Origin of the sequence: uncultured Sphingopyxis sp., assembly GCF_900078365.1 — a bacterium.
In the GTDB taxonomy this organism is placed as follows: domain Bacteria; phylum Pseudomonadota; class Alphaproteobacteria; order Sphingomonadales; family Sphingomonadaceae; genus Sphingopyxis.
This window is the reverse complement of sequence record NZ_LT598653.1, coordinates 1,007,703-1,023,000: the sequence shown is the minus strand read 5'-3', so window position 1 is coordinate 1,023,000 and position 15,298 is coordinate 1,007,703. Positions and strand designations below refer to the sequence as shown.

Sequence of the window (15,298 nt, the reverse complement as noted above, 5' to 3'; positions counted from 1 at the left end):
GGGTCGCTATCAGAAGGCGATACGCGCAGTTACCCGTGCGCCATGGGCGCTGCGGTCCGACGCCAGCGTGCCGGTATAGGCAGCGCCGAGGCGGAAGGCGCCCGTGGTAAATTCAAAGCCGGCTTCGACCTCCGCCGAATTTTTGGGGATCGCGATGCCGAGGATGTCGAACGCCGGACCACCCGCGACGAAGCGCGAGACGATTGGGGCACCGCGGTCGTTGAAGGCACGGTTCCATGCCGCCGAGACATAGGGCTGGAAGCCCGGCTGTCCCGCGTTGAACTGCGCCCGTGCGCCGAGGCTGAGGAAGGTCGTCTTCTGGTCGGCCTTGCCCACCGTCAGCGCGGCGTTGCCGCCGGTTTCGGTGAAGGCGTCGCTGCCGGTGTCGACATGCGCCAGCCGGGCGAAGGGCGTGATCGCCATGTTGCCGGCTGTGATGTCATAACCGATTTCGCCGAAGATCTGCAGCGTGTCGGCATCGCGCTTCGACGTCAGCGTCTGCGCCAGCGGCGCGCCGCTGATGCCGCGGCTGGTGTCGATGTCGTGCCAGGCGTAGCTGACCCCGACGGTGCCGCGCAGCCCCTCGCCGCTGCCATAGGTGGCGTGCGCGGCGAGATATTTGCTGTCGACCTCGGCGCGGTCATTGCGACCATCGAAACGGAAGTCCGAACCGCCGATCCCTGCCGACAGTGCCGCGGCGAAGCCGTTGCCGCCGAAGCCGACGCCGGCGACCAGCCCCTTGTGGTCGGTGTCCATCGCGAAATTGCCGCGATTGGCGTCGAAATCGCCCCAGCCGCCGAAGGCCGAGCCCCAGACGAACGCACCGCTTTCCTCGGGCGCCTTCATCCCCATCAGGCTGTTGCGGAGGTGACGGCTGTCGTCGGTCAGGCCGCTCATCGCGCTCGCCAGGATTTCGCCCGACAGGTCGCCGAAGCTCGCCTGCGCGGTCGCGGCATTCTGCACCAGCACCGCTTCGTAAAGCGGGTTGTCGATGCCGAGCGCCTGGACCGCGGTCGCGACGCTCGCCTGGTTGAAGCCGACCGCGATGTCGGCGAAGTCGATGTCGTTGCGATAGAGCGAGAGGATCACCGAATTGGCGTCGTAGCGCAGCAGCGGATCGAGGAAGGCGAGATTGCTCGTCACCGTGCCGAAGGTGCCGGTGATGCCACCCGCGCCGGTCAGGATCACATAATCGGTGCGCCCATTATATTCGCCGTCTTCGGCGAGGACGGCGACGCTGGCCGCGCTGTCGATCGTCACCGCGCCGGTGGCGTCGAGGCGGTCGGCCTCGCCCGCGGCGTTGACTTCGACCTCATAGGTCGAGCCGGCGGTGAAGGCGAGATCGCCGTTGACGGTCAGCCGGCCGATCGAATTGCCCGGCGCGAGCGTGCCGCCATCGCCGACCGTGGTCGAACCGACGCTGCCGTTGCCGCCGAGCGTGCCGCCGCTGTTGACGGTCACCGGCGAGACGATCGAGCCGTTCACCGCGAGCGTGCCGCCGTTGACCGAGGTCGGACCGGTGTAGCTGCTGTTGCCGGTCAGGTTGAGCGTGCCCTCGCCCTGTTTGACGAAGCTGCCGGTTCCCGAAATGTCGCCCCCGAAGGACGTATTCCCCGGCTGGTCGACGGTCAGCTGGCTGTCGCCGAGTTCGACGTTCGACCCTTCCTCGCCCTCGAGGCCGCCGATCGTCTGGTCCTTGCCCGTGATGTCGAGCGTGCCGCCCTCGCCCAGATTGAAATCGGTCGTGGGGTCGATCGTCCCGCCGATGCGCACCGAACCGCCGAGGATGTTCGTCACTCCTTCGAAGGCATAGTCGCCCATGAAGGTCAGCGCGCCGTCGCCCTTCTTGTCGAGCACGCCATTGCCCGAGAAGTCGCCGAGGAAATCATAGTTATCCGAACGGTTGAAGACGAAGCGGCCGTCGTTGACGATATTGCCCGAGAAGCTGCCCTCGGTCCCGCCGGCGCCGAGTTCGAAAGTGCCGTCGCCTTCGGTCCGCACATCGCCCTGGAGCACGCCGGTGAGCACCAGCCCGCCGTTGGAGATGATCGTGCCGCCGGTGTGCGCGATATTCGCGGTATCGACGGTGAAAACGGCATCGCCGATCAGTTGCAGCTGCCCGGCCCCGTCGATCGTCAGATCGTCGAGCGCCGAGACGGTTTCGTCCTCCCCGAAGTTGAGCACGAGCAGGCCGTCGGTCCGCACCGCCGAGGTGAGGATCGGCGACGAGGTGCCTTCTTCGCCGAGGTCGACTTCGTTGACCTGGAGCGACGCACCCGCGTCGATCGTGACATTGCCGAATTCGCCGACGAAGCCCGATGTCGACCAATAGCCCGCCGCGACGTCGAGCGCCTCGAAGCCATTGGCGGCGGTCAGTTGCTGCGCTTCGGTCAGTTCGAGGACGTCGCCGTCGAGCGTCAGCGTGTCGGTGCCCTCGCCCGCATCGACGAGGCCCGTGATCGCGCTGCCGGTCTTCAGCGTCATCGTGTCGTCGAACGCGCTGAGCTGCGCCGCGACGCCGCTGCCGCCGGTGATCGTGCCGCTGTTGACCAGGTCCAGCTGACCGAGCGAAGTCAGGGCAACGCCGGTTTCGCTGACGATCGAACCGCTGTTCGTCGCGTCCGCGCTGTCGACGTCGATCTGGACGCCGCCGTTGATCGTGCCGCTGTTGATGAGCACGCCTTCCTTGCCCGCGCTGCTCTGGCGGCCGATGACGACACCGGCGAGGGCGCCCGAGATGGTGCCGGCATTATCGACCGACGCGCCGCTGACCGCGAGCACGCCATAGCGTTCGCCGGTGATCGTGCCGCCGGCCTCGTTGACGACCGTGCCGAGCATCGTGCTGCCGCTCGTGTCCTGCCCGGCGAAGGCCTGGATCGTGATGCCGTCGGCGGCTGCGCCGCCCGTGCCCTCGATCGTCCCGCTGTTGGTCACGCTGCCGCCGCCGAACAGCCGGATCGCATCGTTGCTCTCGCCGCGGATCGTCCCGCTGTTGGTGACGCTGGTATTCGCCGCGCGCATCTCGAGCTGGGCGGTGTCATCATTATAATAGAGCTGGGTGACGACGCCCTGCCCGGCGCTCGAAATGATGCCGCTATTCTCGATCACGGCGTTCGCCGAGGTGATCGTCACCCCCGCTTCGGCCGGGCGGTCGGCACCTTCATAAGCGCCCTCGCCGCGGATGGTGCCGGCGTTGACGAGCGTCAGCGACCCGGCGCCTTGGGCGAGCACGCCATAAGCGCCGCCCGTGATTTCGCCATCTGTAGCGTTGTTGATTGTCACGTCGCCGAGCGTGCCGTGAAAGACGCCCGCGGCCGCGACGCTGCTGATCGTGCCGCTGTTGTCGAGCGTCGCGGTCGAGAGGTCGCTGCCGAAGCCGACGCCATAGCCGTTGAGTCCGTCGGCGCGGGTGCCGCTGATCGTGCCGCTGTTGACGACACTCGCGGTCAGGCCGCTGCGGTCCTCACCCGGATCGGTGTTGATCGCGGTGCCCTGAAGGAACATGCCGCCGTCACCGCCGGTGATGTCGCCGGCATTTTCGACCGCGCCGCCGCCCGACAGGATGATCCCGAAGCGCGTGCCTTCGATCTCGCCACCCTCGGCGTTGACGACCGAAGCGCCGAAATCCTCGTTCGCCTGATCGGTGAAGGCGTACATCGAGACGCCGTCGGAGAAGGCCGTGCCTTCGCCGCGGATCGTTCCGCTGTTGGTGACGGTGCCGCCGCCGATCAGCCGCACGCCGTCATTCGTTTCGCCGAGGATGCTGCCGCTGTTGGTGATTTCGGTACCCACCGCGAGGCCGACGAGCGCACCCGCTTCCTCGTCGAACAGCGACGCGGTGGTGATGCCCGCGCCGGCGCCCGAGATGATGCCGCTGTTGGTCACGCTCGAGCTCGCAGTGCCGATGGTGATGCCGGCGTCGGGCGGTGCAGCGAAGCCGTCATAGGTGCCGTTGCCGCGGATCGTGCCCGCGTTGTCGACGGCCAGCGTGCCGCTCGCGCCGCTGTAGATGCCCGAGGTGGCGCCGGTGATCACGCCGCCTTCCTCGTTGGTGATCGTGAGGTCGGCGAGCGAGCCGTGGCTGACGCCTTCAGCGAATTCGCTGCTGATCGTGCCGCTGTTGACCAACGTCGCGGTCGACATGTCGCTGCCGAAGCCGACGCCATAGCCTTCGGTGCCGGTGCCGCCGAAATCGCCGAGCCCGGTGATCGTGCCGCGGTTGACGACGTTCGCGGTGAGCCCGCTGCGTTCCTCGTTCGGGTCGGTGTTAAGCGCGGTGCCCTGAATATAGACGCCGCCCGACGCGCCGATAATCTCGCCGTCGTTCACGACTTCGCCGCCGCCCGACAGGATGACGCCGAAGCGGACGCCAATGATCCGTCCCTCGGTCTCGTTCGTGACGAGCGCGCTATAATCCTCGTTCGCCTGGTCGGTGTAGGCGAACATCGACACGCCGTCGGCAAAGGCGTCGATCTGGCCGCCGATCTCGCCGCTGTTGGTGACGCTGCCGCCGCCGATCAGGCGCACGCCGTCGTCGTTATAACCATAGATGGTGCCGCTGTTGACCACGGTGGTGCCGGTCGCGAGACCCTGGAGCTGGCCGGTCGCGGCGTTGAAATAATTGGCGGTCGTGATGCCGAAGCGGTTGCCGGTGATGCTGCCGCTGTTGACGACCGAGCTGGGACCGCCCGAAATCGTGACCCCTGCGTCGGGAGGGGCGTCGAAGCCGGGGTTGACGCCGTCACCGTGGATCGTGCCCGCATTGGTGAGCTCGAGCCCGCCGAACTCGGCGTGGATGCCCGACGCCGCGCCGGTGATCGTGCCGTCCGCGGCATTGTCGATCGTCGTGACGCCGTCGGCGTTTGCATAAATGCCGTCGCTTCCGCCACCGGTGATCGTGCCGCTGTTGGTGATCGAGGCGCCGGGGGTGCCGACGCTGATCGCCGTGTTGGCGTCGCTGCGAACCAGCCCTTCATTGTCGAGCGTGAGCGTGCCGCCGGCCGAATTGATCGTGATGAAGCCGTTCGACGTGATCTCGCCGCCCGCTTCGTTGTTGACGACGAGGTCGCCCGACAGATTGGCGAAGATCGCGGTCGTCTGACCGGTGATCGTCCCGCTGTTGTTGATCGTCGCGGTTTCGAGCGCGCCGCCCGCGAGAACGCCTAGGAAACCCGACACCGAACCACCGTTGTTCAGCGTGGCGCTACGGCCCGTCTGATCGGGCGTCGCCCCCATGATGATCCCGAACGGGGTGACCCCCGAGGCGGGATTGGGCGTGCCAGTGCTGCGGATGACGCCTTCATTGTCGATCGTGCCGCCGCCCTGCAGCACCGCCCCGAAGACCGTCCCCTCGATCAACCCGGTTTCGCTGTTGGTGACGGTCCCGACGCCGGTCACGCCTTCGGCGATGCGGTCGGGGAATTCGGTGATCGCGACCCCGACGCCCTGCGCGCCGTTGCCGACATTGCCGGTGAAGCCCTGGATCGTGCCGCTGTTGGTGACGCTGCCGCCGCCGGTCAGACCGACGCCGGTGCCCGCCTGGCCGATGATCGTTCCGGCGTTGGTGACGCTGGTGTTCGCCGCGAGCGGCTGCGGCGGCAGTTCGTCGCCGTTCGCGTCCTCGCTGAAGAAATAGGAGGTCGCGATGCCGTTCGAGCCGCCGGTGATGTCCCCGCTGGCCCTGTTGGTGACGCTCGATCCGGGCTGCGCGATAACGATGCCGCCGCTGGGGCGGCTTTCGGCGCTACCGATGCTGGTGCCAAGGCCGCGAATCTCGCCGGCATTGTCGACGACGACAGGGCCATTGTCGGCATAGATGCCAATGTCGAGCCCCTCGACGTCGGGATCTTCCTCTTCGATCACAATCTCCAGCGTTTCGGGCTGGTCGTTATGGATGCCGAAGGATTGCTGCGCCGCGGCGGGCGCCGCGATCTGACCGATCGACAGGCCGACGATTGCGCTGGTAGCCAGCAGGCGGGATTTCGAAATACGCGACATGACTGTGACTCCCCTCGACATTGCAGATGGCAAGGGGTTCGCCGGAGGACATCTTGTCCCCCGGCTGGTCCACCCCCACCTCGAAATGTGCGTCCCCCAGCTGATTGGATGCGCGGCATCGTTCAGCTTTGTGCGCGTTGACTAGGTCGGGCGTCCCCCGAGCGTCTACCCAATGTTTTTTTGGGTGAATCTGCGACGGGCCGTTGACGTCATGCTTGCACAGCGCCCCGCACGGCCGTTACGGTGATCCATCACCGGGGGGTGGGTCGCTGATGTCGGGGGAGCGCATGGATTCGCGCACCATTCCCCCGTGAACGGATGAAGCCGCTGGCCCCGCCATCGAACGGGTGCCCATGATGCGAAAGCTGCTCGCGGTCCTGATTTTCACGCTGCTCGCGGCGGCGCAACCAGCGCGACTGGCGGCCGCGGAATTGCCCGTGCTCGAACTGCATGCGGGCAAGGATGCCCCGCCCCTCGCGCCGTTCGTCCGCTTCATCCGCCAGACGGACGGTGCCGGCAGGCCCGAACCCGGCGCGCTGCTCGCCGGGCCGCTGCAACGGATCGAGGGGCCGACGATCCATTTCGGGCCGCCGGGGTCACAAACCGCGGTGCTGCTCAAGGTCCGCAACGCCAGCCCCGAGCAGGGAAGCTGGATCCTGACTACCGGCCGCGGTTCGCTGAAATATTTCCGCCTGTACCGGCTGGAGGGCGCCGTCTTCGACCTGATCGTCGATGGGACGAACCCGGAGGCGGCGCGGCGGAACCTCGGCACCTATCAGGCTTTCAGCACCGAGCTGGTCCTCGACCCGGGCGAGGAAGAGGTGTTGCTGATCGAGTTCCTGTCGGAAAATTCGACCTATATGCCGCTCAAGATCAACAGCTACGGCACTTTCTTCAAGGAGCGCCGCGCGAATATCGCGATGGTATCGGGCGTTGTGGTCGGCGCGCTGACGCTGCTGCTGCTCAACTTCCTCTTTTTCTCGATCACGGGTTTCAAGGAGTTCCTGTGGCTGGCGGTGGCCGAAGCCTTCTTCGCGCTGAACACGGTCCATTCCGAAGGCTATATCACGATCTTCTTCCTCTACGACAAACCGCTGAACGGGCTCGCGGTCGAGGATTTCATCAAATGCGGCTTTGCCGCATCGATGGCGCAATTCTGCCGAAGCTTCGTCGACACTCCGGCCCATTTCCCGCGGCGCGACATGGTGCTGAAGGCGCTGATCTGGTTCGCGCTCGCGATCATGGTCTTCCAGCCCGGCCTCGCATACTACCCGCCCGAGCTGCGTTTCCTGCTGCACCTCGCGACCTGGCTGGTCGCCGTCGCGGTCGCGCTGTTCCTGCCCTTCGTCGGCTATGCCGCGATGAAACAGCTCGGCTTCCAGCTCTGGCCGCTCTTCGTCGGCTGGGCGAGCCTGGCGCTCTTCATCGTCTATGCGGCGATCGCCTCGATGGGCATTTTCGCATGGCTGCCGATCAACTGGCACCTCGCCGGGCCGATCGGACTGTTCGAATCGGTCATGGTCACGATCGCGCTGGGGCTGAACCTCAAGAAGATCCAGCGCGACAAGGTCGCCGCCGACTGGAAATATGCGCAGTCGCTGACCGAGCGGCTGGAGATCAGCGAGCGCGCCGCCCGGCTCGCCGAGGAAAAGGCCTTCGCGCTCGAAACGGTCAACAGCCAGAATGCGCTGCTTCACGCATCGGGGCACGACAGCCGACAGGTGATCCTGGCGCTCAACAGCGCGGTCGAGGTCCTCAAGCGCCAGAAGCGCGCCGATGCCGACGACGAGCTGGTCGAGATGCTCGAAAGTTCGGCCGACTATCTCAATGAAATCGTATCAACGACCATCTCGGGCGCCAATATCGCCGCAAGCGATACGGGTTTCGTCGCGCTCAGCAGCTTTCGCGCCGAGGCGCTCGTCGAGCCACTGTCGATGATGTTCAAGACACCCTTCGCGAGCAAGAGGCTGACGCTCGACGTCCGCATTCCCGACAAGGCCACGATCATTTCCGACCGCCCCTTGCTGATGCGCGCGCTCGCCAACCTGCTGAGCAACAGCTACAAATATACCCACACCGGCGGGGCGAGCCTCTCGCTCGAAATCGAGGAGGGCTGCGCCATCATCACGGTCCGCGACAGCGGGGGCGGAATGCCCGCTGAACTCGTCGCGGCGTTGAATGACGGCGTCATGCCCCGCATCCGCGCCGATGAAAGCGACGAAGGCAGCGGGTCGGGCTTCGGATCGGCGCAGCGCATCATCAGCACGCTGCGCGGATCGCTGAAAATTGTCGCATCGGGTGCCGCCGGAACCGAAATCCGGATCGCGCTGCCCGCAGCCTTTTCGTCGATCACTCCGGTGTCCGCCGAAGCCTTGCAGGCCGAGCTCGACGGCTGGACGCTGCTCGATTTCGACGACCGCGCGGCGTTCGAGGCCGGACTCGATGCCGCCGCGAGCGGCCCGACGATCGCGCTCACCTATGACGACACGACGGTGACGCGCGGGCGGCTCAGCCAGCTCGTCACGATGATGGCGGTCAAGCCCGCATGCCGCGAAATGGCGCTCCACCCGCTTTTGGGCGCTGTTTCAGCAAGGTCAGAGCAGGTTTAGCTCGTTCGCGCGTTCGACGATCTTGCGATTGTGCGGAACGTCGAGCTTGCGCCGCAGTTCGGCGATGTGGAAGGACACCGTCGGCGGCGCGATCGCCAGCCGATAGGCGATTTCCTTGTTGGTCTCACCCTGCGCCAGATAGTGGAGGATCGCCATCTGCCGCGACGACAGCGCGACCGGCGGCTGCTGAAACTTGCCCAGCGCCTCGCCGATATGCGGCGAGACATAGATTTCGCCGGCGAGCGCCGCGTCGCAGGCGGCGACGATATGGTCGAGCGAGTCCGACTTGCTGACAATCGCGCGCGCGCCAAGCTTCAGCGCCGAATGAATCTCGTTCACGTGCGTCTCGCCGGTCAGGATGATCACCGTCATGTCGCGCGAACCCACGATTTCGGCGAGCACGTTGATCCCGCGCACGTCGGGGAGGTTGAGGTCGAGGATCACCAGATCGACGGGCTGCGACTGGACGAAGGCATTGACGGTCGCGCCGCGATCGAGCGCCCCCACCACCGTGTAACGGTCGAGCGAGCCGAACAGGAAGCGCAGCCCGCTCTGGGTGATGCGATGATCGTCGACGATCAATATATTATGCTTCGACACCATGCCTGCGCCCCGCCTGCCCCCCAGCCTGCCCGATGCCGGTTGATCAGCAGATTTTGCGGCGGCCGCAACCCGAATAATATTGGGGGACGCCAGGCGCGCCGATGTCCGGAGTTTTGCGGCGGCGGATTCAGGCGATGCCGGACGGGCATGGTTGCGCGCGCCGCCGCGGGTGATCATCGGCGCGCGCCCTCATAGAAGCGCGCTTTCGCCGGAAGCTGCGCCGCGGGGCACCAGGTCCAGTCTTCGCTATAGGTTTCGACGGCGAAGGATCGCGGCCCGGTGACGCGATAATTGGTCGGCGCAGCACCCGGCCGGCCGTCTTCGTCGGAACATATCATGGTCTGCCGGAAGTTCCGGCTATCGACCATCTCGAGGCTGGCGAACTCGCAGCTGCTGTAAGGCGATATGAGGCGATCCTCGGCGAGATAGAGCGTCCCGTCGGCGAAGGGCTTGGCGCAGGTGCCGATAGCCATGTCGACATAATAGCCGACGGGCAGCGGCACGACGCGCGACTGGCCGGGCTGCACTCCGGTCGCGGCGGCCGCCGCCTTGGGACATTGCCGGTCGAGCGAGCGGATCGCCGCGGTCGACCCCGCGAGCGACAAATAGGTGATCGCCTGCCATTCGTCGCCGCCGTCGACGCTGGCATAGACGGCGAGGTCGGTGTCGGCGCCGGTCAGCAGCGCCTTCGTCGCCGGGTCGAGCGTGCCGCTGAAATCGGGCTTGCCGGGCTCGAGCATCAATTGCTGCGTCGTTTCGGTAAACTCCGCATAGCTCCTGAAACCGATCAGGAGCGGCCGGCCTGCGGGGGGCAGGCGCAGCGCCTTCGTGGGAACAACACTCATAGCGAGGCCGCCGCCCGGCTGGCAGCGCAGCCCGAGCGCGGCGAATTCGGGATGTCCCGTCACCGCCGCGACCGCCCCGGCGCCGGTGCCGCCGAACTGCCAACGCGCGTCATGGCCGGGCGAAGGCGCCGACGCAGGCTCGCCGCTGTCGGGGCCAAGATCGGCGGCCGTCCCGCGCCGCCGCCCCGCGAGCGCCCATTTGCGGCCGTCCCAGCGCAGCACTTCGAGGCACATGTCGGCGCCAACGCTGCCGCAGACCGTACCATGCACCGACAGGCCGAGACCGGTGCGGCCGCCGTCGAGCTTCACCGCCTGCCAGCCGCGGACATTGTTGCTGAAAATTTCGGTGAGCCCGCGGCGCCCCGATCCCAGGATCGCAATCATGCAGCCCGCGGTGCCGCACCAGGCCGAATGGCCCTGATTGGTGCAATAGGCGGCGCTATATTCGACGACCCAGTCAGGCTTGCCGTCACCGGTCACTTCGGTCTCGACCGCGAAATTGGCGCGGTCGGGGACGAATTTGCCGCCGCCGGCGCGGCATTCGGCCTTGAGCTCGTCATAGAACGCCTGAACCTCGCGCGGCCAAGGCTTGGGCTGCGGCTGCGACTGGACGAGCGCGGCGACCGGCAACAGCGCCGATGCGAATGTGAACAGCGAACGGATCATGAATAATCCTCCTCCGAAACTTCCCACGGCTTCCAGCTCTGTTCGGAGGAGCACCAGGTGTAGCCGCCGCTCCACCAATTGCCCTCCTGCACGATGATGAACTTCGGATCGTTCATGTCGATGACCTGCCGTTCATGCTCACCGCCCGTCCGGTAGCGCCCGTCGCCGAGCGCCTTGAACGGCGTGACGCCGTAATAATCCTGCGGGCCGAGCATCGCCTTGCCGTCGAAGATGAAGTCGGGATCGCCCTGCCCGCGCGCCAGCGCGTCGCACGCCGCGCGGTTGCGCGCCCAGAGGCCGGTCGCCATCGGCAGACCGCCCTTGCTCACCTGCGCCTTCGGAGCGAGTTCGCAGATCCGCCCCTGGAGCGAGCGCCCGCCATAAGCATATTTGCGGCCGTCCCAGCGCAGGAAGGGGAAACAGTCGGATCCCGGCCCGCCGATCTCGATGTCGGGCCATGCGATGCCCTTGCGCGGATGGAAGGAAGGGATACCCATGCTATCGGCGATCACCTTCCAGCCCGCCCCCGCCTTGGCGAGCAATTTGAACGACAGGCCGGTATTGCCGAAGCAATAGCTGTTACCGCCGCTGATCATCGCCTCGGCGATGCCGTCGCCGTCGAGGTCGCGCATCTCGGCGCTTTCGAGGCCGTACCAGCTATCCTTCGGCACCGGTTTGACGTCGGCCTCGCAGCTCGCCATCCATGTCTCACCGCGCTGCTGGTAGCCCGCGGCACGCAAGGCGCCGTCGCGGTCACCGGCGGCCGGTTCCGGAGCCGCGGCGGGGGCGGCCGCGCCGGCCTTTACCTGCCCGGCCGCCCCGTCCCCGCCCCCGTCCGCCGGGGGTGTTTCGCCGCTGCTGCAGGTCGCAATCAGCAGCGCCGAAAACAGCAAGGGGCACAGGGAAACGAGGCGCTCGGCGCGCGCGCGGATCACGCGGCTTCGCCTTCGCGCCCGGCGCGCACGCGTCCGTGCTCCGCCTTGGCATCGGCCAGCACCTCGCCGATCCGTTGCCGCACCGCTTCCTTCAGCGTCCGATATTCGCCGGCCTTCTGGCGCCAGGCGTAGAACGCCCAGCCGAATCCGGCGAGACCGAGGAACCACCACAGGCTGGGAAGCAGCAAAGCACCGGCGATCGCGCCGACGATCGGGGCGATCAGCACCAGCGCGGCCGACGGAGATTTTCCCAGCGGCCACACCAGCCAGCCGTCCGGCGCGTAGGTTTTGCCGGTATTGTGGTTGTGATAGGCGACATCATAACCCCAGCCGGGGCGCGAGCCGATGCGGACGACCGTGACCCGCTGCCCCTCGCGCGCGGCGAAGCCGCCGCCCTTGATCGTCACCTCTTCCTCGTCATCCTCGCCATATTCCATGAAGAAGCGCGTCACTTCGGTGGTCGTCGACGACACGCTCACCCTCGGCGCCGATATGTGGCCCATTCCGTTGTGGACATAGCCCCCGCCGCCGCTGGTCGACGATCGCACATGCGTTTCGGACCAATTGCCAACGCCGCGGACAATACCGGTGCGGAAAAAGCCGTGTATGTCCTCGGCGCGCCGGATCGGCTGCTCATTATTGCTCATCATGACCTCCCCCGAAATGCAATCGCCGGGAAGTGCTCGCACATCCTTGAATTTGCGTCCTGATCCTGTTCTAAAGCTTTTCTAAAGAATGGTCGGGGGGCTGTGATTTCTATGTCGGGAACCCATTCGTCGCGCCGTCGGCGGCGCCTGTGGCATTTCGCCAACGCCGATTTCGACGAGGCGAGCTGGGCGCTGCGCGTCAACGGGCGCGCCGTCGCGCTCGAGGGCAAGCCGCTCGAGGTGCTGCACGAACTGCTGCTGCGCGCGGGCGAGGTCGTCACCAAGGACGAGATACTCGACGCCGTATGGCCGGGCCTCACCGTCGTCGAGGGCTCGCTCGCCACCGCCATATCGAAATTGCGCAAGGCGCTGGGCGGCGACGCCGATGCGATCATCGCGACGGTGCCGCGCGTCGGATACCGGCTGGTCGCGCCGGTCGCGGTCGAGAGCATCGACACCCCGCTTGCGCCGCGCTTCGCCTTTGCGCCGGGCGACAGCGTGCCCGGCCGCAAGCTGTGGCAGCTCGACCACCCGCTCGGCGACACCGGCAGCGAGGATGTCTGGCACGCACGGCAGGCGAAGACGGGCGAGGCGCGCGTCTTCAAATTCGCCGACGCGCCCGACCGGCTGCGCAGCCTGAAGCGCGAGGCGGCGCTGTCGCGCCTGCTGTTCGCCGGGCTGGGCAAGGCGGCGCCGATCCCGGCGCTCCACGAATGGAATTTCGACACCGCGCCCTTCTTCCTCGAATATGCCTGGGGCGGCGATGATTTGCTCGCCTGGGCGAACGCCGCGGGCGGCCTGTCCGCCATCGCGCCCGGGGAGCGGCTGGCGGTCGCCGCGATGATCGCGCGCGCGCTCGCGGCGGTTCACGGCATGGGCGTGCTGCACAAGGATCTGAAACCCGCGAACATCCTGATCGACCGGGTCGAGGGCGAGCCGGTGGTGCGGCTGGTCGATTTCGGCAGCGGGCGGCTGCTCGACGATGCGGTTCTCGCCAATTACCACATCACCGACCCGGGATCGCTCGACGCCGACCTCGGCCGCGACGAGCCGCGTTCGGGAACGCTGGCGTATCGCGCGCCCGAGCTCGCCGGCGAAGCCGTGCCGACGGCGAAAAGCGACATCTATGCGCTCGGCCTGATCCTCTATCAGCTCGTCATCGGCGATTTTTCGGCGGCGCTGGCGCCGGGCTGGGAAGCGGGCGTCGCCGATCCGTTGCTGCGAGACGACATCGCGCGCGCCGCGGCGGGGGCACCCGCCGAGCGGCTCGCGAGCGCCGAGGAGCTGGCCGACCGGCTCGATCGCCTGCCGCAGCGCCGCGCCGAAGCCGCAGCCGAAGCCGAACGCGCGGCGCGGCTCGCCGAGCAGCAGAAGCGGGAAGAGCGGCGCGCCGCGCGGCGGCCATGGGTTCGCGCCGCCTTCGCCAGCCTGAGTATCGGCCTGCTGACCGCGTCGGCGCTCGCCGTCTATGCCTGGCAGCAGCGCAACGAAGCGGTGGCGGCGCGCGAACTCGCCGAAACCAGCTATGCCTTCATCGCCGAGGATGTGCTCGGCAGTCCCGATCCGGCGAAATCGAGCGCCGACGAGACGGTGATCGACGCGATCAAGCGCGCGAGCCAGCAGATCGACCAGCGTTTCGCCGGAGCCCCGCATGTCGCCGCACGGCTCCATCTCGCGGTCGCGCGCGCCTTTCACCAACGGTCCGATTCGGACACCGCGCGCGCCGAATATGCGCGCGCCGACGCCTTGTTCGAGAAGGCGGGCGAAGCGGCGAGCGACGATGCCGTGGTCGGCCGGCTCGGGCGCATCCATATGGAATCGACGTCGGGCCAGCCCGAACGGCTCGAAGTGGCGGGCAAGCTGCTCGCGGCCGAGCGCAAGCGGCTGGGCGCGCGCGGCGACGCCGGGCGCGTCGGCTTCGCGCTCGCCTCGGCCGAGGGCGCCTATGGCTATATGGCCGACATCGAGGCCGCCGAGCGCGCGTTCCAGCGCGCCGTGAAGATCGGCGAAGCGGCGGGCAGCGGGGTGCCGCCGGGGCAATTGCTCAAGGCGCGCTCGTCGCTCGTGCTGACCTTGATGCGGCTCGGCCGCGCCGACGAGGCCGAACCGGTCGCGCGCGCGATCGTACGCGATTCGACGCGCATCCGGGGCGCCGACCATCCCGACACGCTCGTCACGCGGCAGCATTGGCTGAACAGCCTGTCGATGACGGGACGGCACGAGGAAGCACTGAAGGCCAGCGTCCCGCTCCTCGCCGCGATGCAGAAAAGATTCGGACCCGATCACCGCTTCACGCTGGGCCTCCATTCGACGCGGTTCGAGAGTTTCGCGGCGCTTGGACAATATGACGCCGCCGCGCGCGAGGCCGAGCGCGTCTGGCGCGGTGCGGCGGCGCTGGCGGGGCCGCAGTCGCACCAGGCACTGGTCGGCCAGACCGACTATGCCTCGGCGCTATGCCAGACGGCGCGCCGTCGGCAGGCGATGGGGATCGCGCAGGACGCGCTGGCGACGACCCGCGCCGCCTTTGGCCCCGACTATCCGCTCACGCATGTGGTGCGCTATTTCACCGCCGAATGCTTGATCTCCAACGACCGTTTCGCCGACGCACGGGCTTTGCTCGACGATCTCGACCGGCAGAAAATGGCACAGTTGCTGGGCAACCCGGACATCGGTGCGGCGGTCGATCTGGCGCGCGCCGAAGCGATGCTGGGAAGCGGCGACAGAGGCGAAGCGCAGCGGTTGTTCGCGGCGGCGGCGCCGGCCCTCGCGGGGGTGAAAGATCCGGCGGCGAAAGCGCGCGCCAGCAAGCTGGAGGCGCGACTGGCCCGGGGCGGCGGTTGATCGCCGGGCAGCGGTCGCTTCGAAAAGCGATCGAACGGCCTGGCAGGGGCAGCAGGACTCGAACCCGCGACCCTCGGTTTTGGAGACCGATGCTCTACCAACTGAGCTATACCCCTAGGCCGGAGTGCGCCACTAGCCGGATATAAGGGACGGGG

7 protein-coding genes and 1 tRNA gene are annotated in these 15,298 nt (G+C 67.2%); 2 read left to right on the top strand and 6 right to left on the bottom strand.

All coding sequences use genetic code 11. From position 1 onward, the window contains the following. Positions 1 to 9: 9 nt before the first annotated feature. A complete protein-coding gene (locus tag QZL87_RS04500) occupies positions 10 to 5,997 on the bottom strand; it encodes an autotransporter domain-containing protein (protein WP_295324278.1) in 5,988 nt (1,995 codons plus the stop codon). 353 nt (positions 5,998 to 6,350) lie between these two features. On the opposite strand from QZL87_RS04500, the gene QZL87_RS04495 reads away from it, so the two are divergent. Further along, positions 6,351 to 8,606, top strand: a complete 2,256-nt coding sequence (locus QZL87_RS04495; RefSeq protein WP_295324273.1) for an ATP-binding protein — start codon at positions 6,351 to 6,353, stop codon at positions 8,604 to 8,606. Here QZL87_RS04495 and QZL87_RS04490 read toward each other — a convergent pair. The 4 genes from QZL87_RS04490 to QZL87_RS04475 all read right to left on the bottom strand — a co-directional run bounded on the left by QZL87_RS04490 (position 8,592) and on the right by QZL87_RS04475 (position 12,302). Then, the gene (locus tag QZL87_RS04490) at positions 8,592 to 9,209 is read right to left on the bottom strand and encodes a response regulator transcription factor (protein WP_136173831.1); all 618 of its coding nucleotides are present in this window, start codon (positions 9,207 to 9,209) and stop codon (positions 8,592 to 8,594) included. The two genes, QZL87_RS04495 and QZL87_RS04490, sit on opposite strands and share 15 nt — an antisense overlap. A 173-nt stretch (positions 9,210 to 9,382) precedes the next feature. Further along, positions 9,383 to 10,720, bottom strand: coding sequence for a hypothetical protein (locus QZL87_RS04485; RefSeq protein WP_295324270.1), 1,338 nt, complete (start codon positions 10,718 to 10,720; stop codon positions 9,383 to 9,385). After that, entirely contained in the window at positions 10,717 to 11,655 is a 939-nt protein-coding gene (locus tag QZL87_RS04480) for a hypothetical protein (RefSeq protein ID WP_295324266.1), read from the bottom strand. Before QZL87_RS04480 ends, QZL87_RS04485 begins: the two co-directional genes overlap by 4 nt. After that, positions 11,652 to 12,302: a hypothetical protein gene (locus tag QZL87_RS04475; RefSeq protein ID WP_295324262.1), complete on the bottom strand. Its 651-nt coding sequence runs from the start codon at positions 12,300 to 12,302 to the stop codon at positions 11,652 to 11,654. Before QZL87_RS04475 ends, QZL87_RS04480 begins: the two co-directional genes overlap by 4 nt. A gap of 111 nt (positions 12,303 to 12,413) precedes the next feature. Between QZL87_RS04475 and QZL87_RS04470 the strand changes: the two genes are divergently transcribed. Beyond that, positions 12,414 to 15,143: a winged helix-turn-helix domain-containing protein gene (locus QZL87_RS04470; protein WP_295324257.1), complete on the top strand. Its 2,730-nt coding sequence runs from the start codon at positions 12,414 to 12,416 to the stop codon at positions 15,141 to 15,143. Positions 15,144 to 15,183: 40 nt separating this feature from the next. Here the strand turns inward: QZL87_RS04470 and QZL87_RS04465 are convergent. Continuing rightward, a tRNA-Trp gene (locus tag QZL87_RS04465) sits at positions 15,184 to 15,259 on the bottom strand. Between the last annotated feature and the right edge of the window lie 39 nt (positions 15,260 to 15,298).

Excerpts from the sequence above, each read along its gene's own strand:
- QZL87_RS04470 (WP_295324257.1), top strand. The coding sequence starts at position 12,414 with ATGTCGGGAACCCATTCGTCGCGCCGTCGGCGGCGCCTGTGGCATTTC.
- QZL87_RS04495 (WP_295324273.1), top strand. The coding sequence starts at position 6,351 with ATGATGCGAAAGCTGCTCGCGGTCCTGATTTTCACGCTGCTCGCGGCG.
- QZL87_RS04490 (WP_136173831.1), bottom strand. The coding sequence starts at position 9,209 with ATGGTGTCGAAGCATAATATATTGATCGTCGACGATCATCGCATCACC.
- QZL87_RS04485 (WP_295324270.1), bottom strand. The coding sequence starts at position 10,720 with ATGATCCGTTCGCTGTTCACATTCGCATCGGCGCTGTTGCCGGTCGCC.
- QZL87_RS04475 (WP_295324262.1), bottom strand. The coding sequence starts at position 12,302 with ATGAGCAATAATGAGCAGCCGATCCGGCGCGCCGAGGACATACACGGC.
- QZL87_RS04500 (WP_295324278.1), bottom strand. The coding sequence starts at position 5,997 with ATGTCGCGTATTTCGAAATCCCGCCTGCTGGCTACCAGCGCAATCGTC.